17 protein-coding genes are annotated in these 9,740 nt (G+C 61.8%); 3 read left to right on the top strand and 14 right to left on the bottom strand.

Annotated elements, in window-relative coordinates; translation table 11 throughout:
- The coding region (locus QZ079_RS05425; RefSeq protein WP_297036071.1) for a DUF3656 domain-containing protein at positions 1-1,160 on the top strand (1,160 nt) is incomplete at its 5' end.
- A gap of 25 nt (positions 1,161-1,185) precedes the next feature.
- Positions 1,186-1,881, top strand: coding sequence for an RluA family pseudouridine synthase (locus QZ079_RS05420; RefSeq protein WP_297036069.1), 696 nt, complete (start codon positions 1,186-1,188; stop codon positions 1,879-1,881).
- Between the two features lie 167 nt (positions 1,882-2,048).
- Here QZ079_RS05420 and QZ079_RS05415 read toward each other — a convergent pair whose 3' ends face one another.
- The 14 genes from QZ079_RS05415 to rplC form a co-directional block, all read right to left on the bottom strand.
- Positions 2,049-2,426, bottom strand: coding sequence for a RidA family protein (locus tag QZ079_RS05415; protein ID WP_297036066.1), 378 nt, complete (start codon positions 2,424-2,426; stop codon positions 2,049-2,051).
- 203 nt (positions 2,427-2,629) lie between these two features.
- Entirely contained in the window at positions 2,630-2,764 is a 135-nt protein-coding gene (locus tag QZ079_RS05410; protein ID WP_297036063.1) for a hypothetical protein, read from the bottom strand.
- A 429-nt stretch (positions 2,765-3,193) separates the two neighbouring features.
- Entirely contained in the window at positions 3,194-3,517 is a 324-nt protein-coding gene (rplX, locus tag QZ079_RS05405; protein WP_291289599.1) for a 50S ribosomal protein L24, read from the bottom strand.
- Between the two features lie 15 nt (positions 3,518-3,532).
- A complete protein-coding gene (gene rplN / locus QZ079_RS05400; protein ID WP_019239652.1) occupies positions 3,533-3,901 on the bottom strand; it encodes a 50S ribosomal protein L14 in 369 nt (122 codons plus the stop codon).
- 103 nt (positions 3,902-4,004) lie between these two features.
- A complete protein-coding gene (rpsQ, locus tag QZ079_RS05395) occupies positions 4,005-4,268 on the bottom strand; it encodes a 30S ribosomal protein S17 (protein ID WP_291289600.1) in 264 nt (87 codons plus the stop codon).
- Between the two features lie 16 nt (positions 4,269-4,284).
- On the bottom strand, positions 4,285-4,500 hold the full coding sequence (gene rpmC, locus QZ079_RS05390; protein ID WP_291289601.1) for a 50S ribosomal protein L29: 216 nt from the start codon (positions 4,498-4,500) through the stop codon (positions 4,285-4,287).
- Positions 4,501-4,932: a 50S ribosomal protein L16 gene (rplP, locus tag QZ079_RS05385; protein ID WP_291289602.1), complete on the bottom strand. Its 432-nt coding sequence runs from the start codon at positions 4,930-4,932 to the stop codon at positions 4,501-4,503. It lies immediately after the preceding gene.
- Positions 4,932-5,642, bottom strand: a complete 711-nt coding sequence (gene rpsC / locus QZ079_RS05380) for a 30S ribosomal protein S3 (RefSeq protein ID WP_291289603.1) — start codon at positions 5,640-5,642, stop codon at positions 4,932-4,934. Before rpsC ends, rplP begins: the two co-directional genes overlap by 1 nt.
- 6 nt (positions 5,643-5,648) lie before the next feature.
- Positions 5,649-6,020 (bottom strand): 50S ribosomal protein L22, encoded by a 372-nt coding sequence (gene rplV, locus QZ079_RS05375; RefSeq protein WP_019239657.1) that lies wholly within the window; start codon positions 6,018-6,020, stop codon positions 5,649-5,651.
- A gap of 14 nt (positions 6,021-6,034) precedes the next feature.
- A complete protein-coding gene (rpsS, locus tag QZ079_RS05370) occupies positions 6,035-6,295 on the bottom strand; it encodes a 30S ribosomal protein S19 (protein WP_291289604.1) in 261 nt (86 codons plus the stop codon).
- Positions 6,296-6,324: 29 nt separating this feature from the next.
- Positions 6,325-7,155, bottom strand: a complete 831-nt coding sequence (gene rplB / locus QZ079_RS05365) for a 50S ribosomal protein L2 (protein ID WP_297036056.1) — start codon at positions 7,153-7,155, stop codon at positions 6,325-6,327.
- A 157-nt stretch (positions 7,156-7,312) separates the two neighbouring features.
- Complete coding sequence (gene rplW / locus QZ079_RS05360) at positions 7,313-7,600, bottom strand: 50S ribosomal protein L23 (protein ID WP_019239660.1); 288 nt, start codon at positions 7,598-7,600, stop codon at positions 7,313-7,315.
- Complete coding sequence (rplD, locus tag QZ079_RS05355; RefSeq protein WP_291289606.1) at positions 7,601-8,227, bottom strand: 50S ribosomal protein L4; 627 nt, start codon at positions 8,225-8,227, stop codon at positions 7,601-7,603.
- A 42-nt stretch (positions 8,228-8,269) separates the two neighbouring features.
- On the bottom strand, positions 8,270-8,890 hold the full coding sequence (gene rplC / locus QZ079_RS05350; protein WP_291289607.1) for a 50S ribosomal protein L3: 621 nt from the start codon (positions 8,888-8,890) through the stop codon (positions 8,270-8,272).
- Positions 8,891-9,455: 565 nt separating this feature from the next.
- Between rplC and QZ079_RS05345 the strand changes: the two genes are divergently transcribed.
- Positions 9,456-9,740 (top strand): glutaredoxin (locus tag QZ079_RS05345; RefSeq protein ID WP_297036052.1); only part of this gene is annotated, 285 nt, incomplete at its 3' end.

Raw genomic sequence — 9,740 nt, 5'->3', positions numbered from 1 at the left:
GGGGGGAGCCGTTCTGCGTCGAGGTTTCCTGCTGCGACGATCCGGCCCTTCGCGGCCGCGCCGAGGGCTTCACCGTGGAAGCCGCCCGCACCCGCGCCGTGAGCCGGGACGACCTCATCGAGCACGTTGGCCGCATGGGTTCGACGCCGTTCGAGATGCACTCATGCGAAGTTGAGCTCGATGAAGGCTGCGGCATGGGGTTTTCCGCCGTCCACGCTGTACGGGCCGAGGCATGTGCCTCGCTTGAAGCTGCGATTTTGGCGCCGTACGAGGAGCAAGCACAGACCCTCGCCGAGGTGCGCCTTGCGCCGCTCTCCCCTGCCGCGCCCGCAGCGCGCCGTGCGGCTATCTCCGAGATTTGCGCTATCGCGACCTCGCTTGACGCCGCACGCGCCGCACGTGAGGCAGGGGCTGCACGTATCTACATGGCGGTCGACGACCTCGCCGCCGAAAACATGTCGCCAGAAAGCGTGCAGCAGGAAGGCATCATCCCCATCCTCGACGAGGTAAGCCGCGAGCGCGACCACGCGCGCCTCGATCCTTGGATCATCGCAAACGCCCCTGTGGCCGTTGGCACCATCTCCGAGCTCGCACTTGCTGCAGAGCGCGGCGCCGCGGCGGAACTGCGCTCGTGCATCCCCACACACAACGCCGCCTGCCTCGCCTTCCTCACGAACGCAGGCGCGCACGCCGCTTGGCTCTCCCCCGAGCTCTCCTTTACCGAAATCGAGCGGCTTGCCCCGCAGTCGCCCATCACACTCGGCATCACGGTGTTCGGCAAACCGCGCGTCATGACGAGCGAGCACTGCATCCTGCAGGTGGCCGATGCCTGCATTCACGATTGCGAACGCTGCTCGCTGCGCCGTCGCAAGCTCGTGCTGCACAATATCGATGACAAACTCCTACCCGTGCGCACAGATCTTCATGGCCGCTCGCATCTCTACGATGCCTACGCACTCGACTACACGCCGCAGCTCCCGCAGCTGCTCGCCGCCGGTATCACGCGCTTCATGGTCGACGGCACCCTGCTCGAACCCGAGGAGCTCGCCGCTCAGGTTGCGCGGGCACGGCGCGCCCTCGATGCCGCGCTCGCAGGCAAGCGACCCTCGCCGCGCCAGAAGGGCACGAGCTCAGGTTGTCTTTTCGCCGAAGTTGAGTAGGATGCGTGCTATCGAAATGGCCTCCATGCCGAACACATCGCCCGACATCCTTTTCGTGAACGATACGCTCGTCGCTGTCGACAAGCCTGCCGGGATAATCGTCCACGGCGATGGCACGGGCGCGCTCACGCTCACGGACATGCTGAGGGAAGCGATCTTGGCGGGAAAGGTTGGTCGTTGCGACGAGACAAACCCCGACGAACTTCAGGCGCTGCAACGCCTCGACCGCGATACTACGGGCATCGTGCTCTTCTCGCGCTGCAAGAGCACGCAGCCGCTCTACGACCGCCTTATCGCTGAGCATGGCTTTGAGAAACGGTATCTCGCCATCGCTCGCGGCCGCGCACGCTGGACGGAGCAGGCGCTCGACGCCCCCATCGGCCGTGATCGACACGATGCGCGGCGCATGCGCGTGAGCCGCACCGGCAAGCCCGCGCGCACGCACGTCCGCGTACTTGACACGCGGCACGTAGACGGTGAGTGGCTAACATTGCTTGACGTCTCGCTCGAAACCGGCCGCAAGCACCAGATTCGCGTGCACCTTGCCCACGAGGGACTACCCCTGCTCGGCGACGCGCTCTATGGCAAGCCCGACCCGCGCGGCCTCATGCTGCATGCGCACGAGCTCGCGTTCACCGACCCCGTCACCGGCAAGCCGCTGCGCATCGTCTCCCCCGCGCCCGACCGCATGTGTAAGCTGTTTCCGCGGCACGTAAAATAACCCCAGGGGTTTTTCGACATTCAAAGAAACCATATGAACACCAGCATGCATACTGGAATGTCGAAAACCCCTGGGGTTATTTTACGTGCCGCGGAAACAGCCGGCGAGGGCGCTGGATGTCCCAAAACGCACCTGTCCCCAATTGGGTCAGACCACACTCCTTGCCGTTAGAGCACGGCGATTGCTTCGATTTCTACCAGCGCACCCTTGGGAATCGCTGCCACCTGGAAGGCGCTGCGCGCAGGATACGGCTCCGAGAGGAAGCTGCCGTACACCTCGTTCACCACAGTGAAATCGTTGATGTCCGCAAGCAGCACCGTCATCTTCACTACGTTGTCGAAGCTCGCGCCAGCATCCTCGAGCACGCCCGCGATATTGCGCATCGCCTGGCGCGCCTGCGCCTCGACACCTTCAGCAAGCTCGCCCGTTGCAGGGTCGATACCCAGCTGCCCCGAAAGGTAAAGCGTATCGTCTGCCTTCACCGCCGACGAATACGGCCCCAACGCCGCCGGAGCCTTCGCGGAAACGATCGCCTCTTTACCCATGGCCTCCCCTTTCACTCTTGCTGCACGCCCTAGAGCTACGCACTTCGGTGCCTCCACCACGTTGCGCGCGCAATCTTCACTCAACATATGACTCTATCAGAGCGAGAATCGCAAGCAAACAGCCCGCTATCTCCACGCAATCGGTTTTCTCACGCGCGGTATCTCAAACGCCTCAAGCAGACGAACAAACTCCTCGCGTCGTCTCACCTGCTCAGGCGTGAAGCGCAAAACGCGAAGACCGCCCGACGTTCCGTCTCATCAAGCGGCACGAGACAGGATCCTGCAGCCTCAGCCGACGCGAATCGCATCGAGAGCTGTTCGTCGAGCGCCGTGCCCATGCATCCTCCTCTGTAGCCTAGATTGAGCTTCTTGTACCCCACGGCCATCTATGGAGTCGCATCGACGTCATGTCGATATCGACCATGAAAGCCTACAAAGTAGAGAAATTCCGACAGATAACACCCCAATTGGTCATCATTTTGTCGGTATTTCTCTATTCTGTGCTACTTACGATTCATCGCCCTCAAAGTAGAGAAATTCCGACATATTATGCACCGAAGCAAGCTTATTATGTCGGAAATTCTCTAGTTTGAAGATGCGAATGCTGTAACGCTCAACAACGATATCGACAACAGATAAGAAAAAAGCCCGGAAGCTCAAACGAGGAGCTTCCGGGCATAAGCATGCGGCGAGCGCGTCAACACGACGCGCAAGACACAAAGCGTCAAGCACCGCATGCGAGTCGCTGAATCAGAGCAGCAACGGGCTTAGAACTCGGCACCGCACTTCTTGCAGATGCGGATGGCGGTCTTGTGACCGTCGAGCTCGCCCTGCTTGTGACCGACGCGGGTGGCCTTGCCGCACTTGGGGCACACGAGCATCGCGTTGGATGCGTCGATCTTTGCCTCCTGCGGGACGATGCCGCCCTGCTGGTTCTGCTGGTTGGGCTTCACGGCCTTCTTCACGATGGCCACGCCTTCAACCTTGATCTTGCCCTCGGCGGGGTACGCGCGCAGCACGGTGCCCTGCTTGCCGCGATCCTTGCCGGAGAGAATCTTGACGGTGTCGCCCGTCTTGATGGACATACCCATGACGCTCTCCTTTCTTTACAGGGTCTCGGGAGCAAGCGAGACGATCTTCATGTACTTCTTGTCACGCAGCTCGCGCGCCACGGGCCCGAAGATACGGGTGCCCACGGGCGAACCGTCGTTGTTGATGACGACGCAGGCGTTGTCGTCGAAGCGGATGTAGGAACCGTCCTTGCGGCGGACCTCCTTCACCGTGCGGACGACGACGCACTTCACAACGTCCTTCTTCTTGACGTTGGCGCCGGGCGTAGCCTCCTGAACGGCGGCCACGATAACGTCACCGATTCCTGCATAACGGCGCTTGGAGCCACCGAGCACCTTGATGCAGCGAACCTTGCGCGCACCGGAGTTATCGGCGACGTTGAGCATGGTTTGCATTTGAATCATGGTCGTTCCTCCGAACTCAAGACCAGGAGAGGTGCGCGGCGATTCCCCAGGAATTGATCCCTGGCACGCCGCGCACGTCGCTGGCGTGAACAATCAAAGCAGCCTACTTGGCGCGCTCGATAATCTCGACGAGGCGCCAGCGCTTCATCTTGGACAGAGGACGAGTCTCCATGACGCGAACCGTATCGCCCACGCCGGCAGTGCACTCCTCATCATGCGCATGAAGCTTCTTGGTGGTGGTCATCATCTTGCCGTACTTGGGGTGACGCTTGCGCTCCATGGTCTGGACAACGATGGTCTTGTTGCCCGAGATGGAGACGACCGTGCCGGTACGGACCTTGCGCGTGTTACGCGTAGTATCGCTCATGTTTACTCCTCAAGCTCTACTCTGCCGCAGCGGACTTCTCGGCCGCGATCTCGCGGGCGCGCTGCTCGGTGAGGACGCGCGCGATGTCCTTCTTCACGGTCTTGACGCGAGCGGTGTTGTCGAGCTGGCTCGTAGCCATCTGGAAACGAAGGTTGAAGAGCTCAGCTCGGCATTCCTTCAGCTTTTCGGCGAGCTGCTCGTCGGAAAGCGCACGAATCTCTGCGGGCTTCATTTACTTATCCTCCCCGTTCTGCTGGTCAGCGCGGGCCACGATCTTGGTCTTGATGGGGAGCTTGTGCTGCGCCAGGCGAAGAGCCTCACGCGCGATCTCCTCGGACACGCCCGAAATCTCGAACATGATACGACCAGGCTTCACGACGGCCACCCACTCCTCGGGGTTGCCCTTACCGGAACCCATGCGGGTCTCGGCCGGCTTCTTGGTGATGGGCTTGTCGGGGAAGATCGTGATGAACACGCGGCCGCCACGACGCATGTAGCGGGTCATGGCAACACGCGCAGCCTCGATCTGACGGTTGGTGATCCAATGGGCCTCGAGGGCCTTGATGCCATAATCACCGAAATGCAGCTCGGTATTACCCTTGGCCTGGCCCTTCATGGAGCCACGCTGCACCTTGCGGTGAAGAACACGCTTAGGGGCAAGCACTACTGACCCCTCCTCTCGGAGTTACGACGACGCGGACGCGAGGAGCCCTCGAGCGCCGGGTTCGGAACGGGCTGGCCGGGAAGCTTCTCGCCCAGGTAGATCCAAACCTTGACGCCGCAGGAACCCATCGTGGTGCGCGCGGTGGCCTGACCGTAATCGATCTTGGCGCGCAGGGTGTGCAGCGGCACGCGACCCTCGCGGTACCACTCGCGACGACCCATCTCGGCGCCGCCGAGACGGCCGGAGCACTGGATACGGATGCCCTTGGCACCAGCCTTGCGGGCGGACTGGACGGCCTTGCGCATGGCACGACGGAAGGCCACGCGACCCTCGAGCTGCTCGGCAATGGACTGGGCCACGAGCACGGCATCGAGCTCGGGACGCTTGATCTCGATGACGTCGACGGAGAGCTCGCCCTTGGAGACACCGGCGACCTTCTCGAGCTCAGTGCGGATCTGGTCGATCTCGGCACCCTTCTTGCCAATCACGATGCCAGGACGGGCGGTGTAGATGATGACCTTCACCTTGTCGCCAGCGCGCTCGATCTCCACGCGGGAGACGGCGGCACGACGGAGGCGCTTGGCCAGATACTTGCGGAGCTCAAGGTCATTACCGAGGGTCGTGGCGTAGTTCTTGTCGGCGAACCAACGGGAGCGCCAGTTCTCGGTGATGCCAAGACGAAAACCGGTGGGGTAGACTTTCTGACCCATAGTGCTTTAAGCCTCCTTTCGCGGAGCGACGACGATGGTGATGTGGCTCGTGCGCTTGAGGATGCGGGAAGCAGAGCCCTTGGCGCGCGGACGGATGCGCTTCAGCGTGGGGCCTTCGTCCACATAGGCGGCGGCGACCACGAGGTCATCGGCGCGCATACCGTTGTTGTTCACGGCGTTGGCCACGGCAGAGCGGAGGCACTTCTCCACGTCGACCGCGACGGCGCGCTCGCAGAAATGCAGGATGTCGAAAGCCTGCTCCACAGACTTGCGACGGATGAGATCGACCACGAGGCGAGCCTTGGAAGGCGAGACGCGCACGTACTTAGCGACGGCGCGGACCTCGCGGGTCTCGGTATCGGTAGCTTTAGTTGCCATTTACGTGAAACCCCCTACTTGGCCTTATGACCGCGGAACGTACGGGTGGGCGCGAACTCGCCGAGCTTGTGACCAACCATGGACTCGGTGATGTACACGGGGACGTGCTTGCGTCCATCGTGCACGGCGATGGTGTGACCCACCATCTCGGGGAAGATCGTGGACGCGCGCGACCAGGTCTTCACGACGTCCTTCGTGCCAGCCTCGTTCATCGCGACGATACGCGAGAGCAGGCGAGCTTCCACGAACGGCCCCTTTTTGAGACTTCTGCTCATTGGTTCTTACTCCTTCTCGGTATCTCGGACTACTTGCGACGGCGACGGATGATGAGGCTGTTCGAAGCCTTCTTCTTCTTGCGCGTGCGATAACCCTTGGTGGGCTTGCCCCACGGCGTCATGGACGGGCGACCAGAGGTGTGGTTCTTGCCCTCGCCACCGCCGTGCGGGTGGTCGACCGGGTTCATGACGGTACCGCGGACCGTCGGGCGCACGTTCATGTAACGCTTGCGGCCGGCCTTGCCGATCACGATGTTGGAGTGCTCGGCGTTACCGACCTCGCCCACCGTGGCGCGGCAGGTGATGAGCACGCGGCGCATCTCGGAGCTGGGCATGCGCAGGATGGCATACTTGCCCTCCTTGCCCATGAGCTGGCAGGCGCAGCCGGCGGAACGGGCGATCGCGGCGCCCTTGCCGGGCTGGAACTCAATCGCGTGGATGAGCGTACCCACCGGGATGTCGGAGAGCGGAAGCGCGTTGCCGGGCTTGATATCGGCGCCGGCGCCGGAAAGCACGGTGTCACCGACCTTGAGGCCCTTCGGGCAGAGGATGTAGCGCTTCTCGCCGTCTGCATAGTGCAGAAGCGCGATGCGGGCGGAGCGGTTGGGGTCGTACTCGATCGTGGCGACCTTCGCCGGCACGCCGTCCTTGTTGCGCTTGAAGTCGATGCGACGGTAACGACGCTTCACGCCGCCACCCTGGTGACGGGTCGTGATGCGACCCTGGTTGTTGCGACCGGCCTTCTTGGGCAGCGGCTCGAGAAGCGACTTCTCGGGCTTCGTGCAGGTGATCTCGGCAAAGTCCGAGACCGTCTGCCAACGGCGACCCGGGCTGGTCGGCTTGAGATGTTTCACAGCCATTACAAATCCCTTTCGTCTCTTTCCGTTGGCCAACGCATCAGGGATGTGGGGCGCTGGGCCCCAGGGTGCGTTGACACCGGATTACCACGGTACCGGGCGGCTCCATCTTCGAGTCCCCGATACGATGCCCGCCGTAGCGGGCGTACGGAGCCAAGCCTTAGGCCTGGTTGCCGTAAATCTCGATCGAGTCGCCGTCGGCGAGCGTGACGATGGCCTTCTTCCACTGACGGGTCTTGCCAGCCACGTAGCGCACGCGCTTCGTCTTGGGCTTCACGTTGATGGTGTTCACCGAAGTGACCTTCACGTTGAAGAGCTCCTCGATGGCATCCTTGATCTGGTACTTGTTCGCGTCGCGAGCAACCTCGAACGTGTACTTGTTCTCCGACATCATGTCGAAGGAACGCTCGGACACGATCGGGCGAATGATGATCTCGTGGGCGGTCATTTATGCAAGCACCTCCCCGAAGTGAACGGCAACATCGGCGGGCATCAGAAGGGCGCCGTTGTTGATGAGGTCGTAGGTGTTGGCCTCATCGGGCGTGATGATGAACGTCTTGGGGATGTTGCGGAACGAGAGGAAGGCGTTGATGTCGTCCTCGCGAACGATGATGGTGAGACGCTTGCCGTAGATACCGAGCGCCTTGAGCATGGCAACGGCGGCCTTGGTGGACGGCTTCTCGAAACCGTAGTCGTCCACGAGCACAAGCTCGCCGTCGCGAAGCTTCGCGGAAAGCGCAGAGCGCATCGCGAGCTTGACCTCTTTGTTGTTCATGCGCTTGGTGTACAGACGCGGCTTGGGGCCGTGGATGACGCCACCATGACGCCACTGGCCGGCGCGAATGGAGCCCTGGCGGGCACGACCGGTGCCCTTCTGACGCCACGGCTTGGCGCCGCCGCCGGAAACGTCGCTGCGGCCCTTGGTGGACTGGGTGCCGCTGCGCCAGCACGCCTGCTGGCACTTCACGATGTGATGCATGACGTGGATGTTCGGCTCGATGCCGTACACCTCAGCAGCGAGCTCGGCCTCGGCGACCTTCTTGCCCTCGCTGTTCTTGACTTCAAAATTCGACATGTGGTGTTCTCCTTGGTATGACGTGATCTGAGCGTACGAGCATTACGCCATACGGATGGCGACCAGGCCGTTTTTGGCACCGGGGACGGCACCCTTCACGAGCATGAGGTTCTGATCGGCATCGATGCGGACAACGGTGAGGTTCTTCACGGTCACGCGCTCATTGCCCATGTGGCCCGCCATCTTGACGCCCTTGAGAACGCGCGCGGGGTAGGCGCACTGGCCGATGGAGCCCGGGTGACGCTTGAAGTGGGAACCGTGGGTCATAGGACCGCGGCGCTGACCCCAGCGCTTGATGCGACCCTGGAAGCCCTTACCCTTGGAGGTGCCGATGACGTCGACCTTCGCGACGCCCTCGAAGTCGGCGACCGTGACGGTCTCGCCGACCTTGTGGTCCTCGCCGTTCTCGACGCGAACCTCGCGCAGGTAGCGCACGGGCTCGACGCCGGCCTTGGCGAAGTGACCAGCCATAGGCTTGTTGACGTTCTTAGCCTTGATGTCTCCGAAGCCGATCTGCACGGCGTCGTAGCCATCGGTCGTCTTGGTTTTAACCTGCGAGACGGCGCAGGGGCCAGCCTGGATGACCGTGACGGGAACGACGTTATCCTCGTCGTCCCACACCTGGGTCATGCCGATCTTGCGGCCGAGAATCATGTTGATCATTCAATGATCCTAACCCTCGGTGGTCATGGGACTCTGCGAGCACCCCTTGCGCTCGCCCCCAGCGGACCACTACTGACGTGCGTGCCGCCGGTTTGCATTCCGTCCGTTAGCCTCGCCGTGCAACCCATTGGCGCAACCTCGAGACAGAATCCTCCCCATAAAGGCACAGCTTCAGTAGTATACACGGGGGCGGGCGTATCCATAGGGTTCCACAAAGTCTCCGCATTACAGGTGCGAGGTGGGATGATTCTCGAGGCGCTCCTCTCGCCAGCGGGCGCTCCCGCCCGCGCCCCCCGAGTGCGCCTCCGCACTCGCATGCCGATCCTTTCGTCGAATTATCCAGTTTTCGTTATTTTATTTATTTTCGTTTTTTTATTTCAACACGACGCCTCACGACATCAGGGCTGCTCGCGTGATCAGCGCGCCTTAGCCCCGCCCGACACGCCACAAGCACCGCTGAACCTCCTACGCGTCCCATGCTTACAGACGTAAGAAATGGGGACAAGGTGAGTAGCAGTTTCCATCGCGAGGCACCAGCCAGCCCCGCATTCTGAAAGGAACCATCATGGCAACCACCTACGAGCTCTACATCATGTCCACCTGCCCCTACTGCCGCAAGGTGCTGCTCTATATGAAACAGCACGACATCGAGCTGCCGCTTCGTGACATCACGGCGGAGCCCGAGGCGCGCGACACCCTTAAACGCATAGGCGGCAAGGTGCAGGTACCGTGCCTGTTCATCGACGGTGCGCCTCTGTATGAATCGGACGACATCATCGCCTACCTCAGCCGCACATTTGCCGACGGAGCCCAGCCGAGCATCTCAGCCGAAGAACAGGCAGAGCTTGAT

It is taken from the genome of uncultured Enorma sp. (assembly GCA_905210055.1).
GTDB lineage: Bacteria > Actinomycetota > Coriobacteriia > Coriobacteriales > Coriobacteriaceae > Enorma.
Note: the sequence above shows the minus strand (reverse complement) of the source record. Positions and strands in the feature narration are given on the sequence as shown.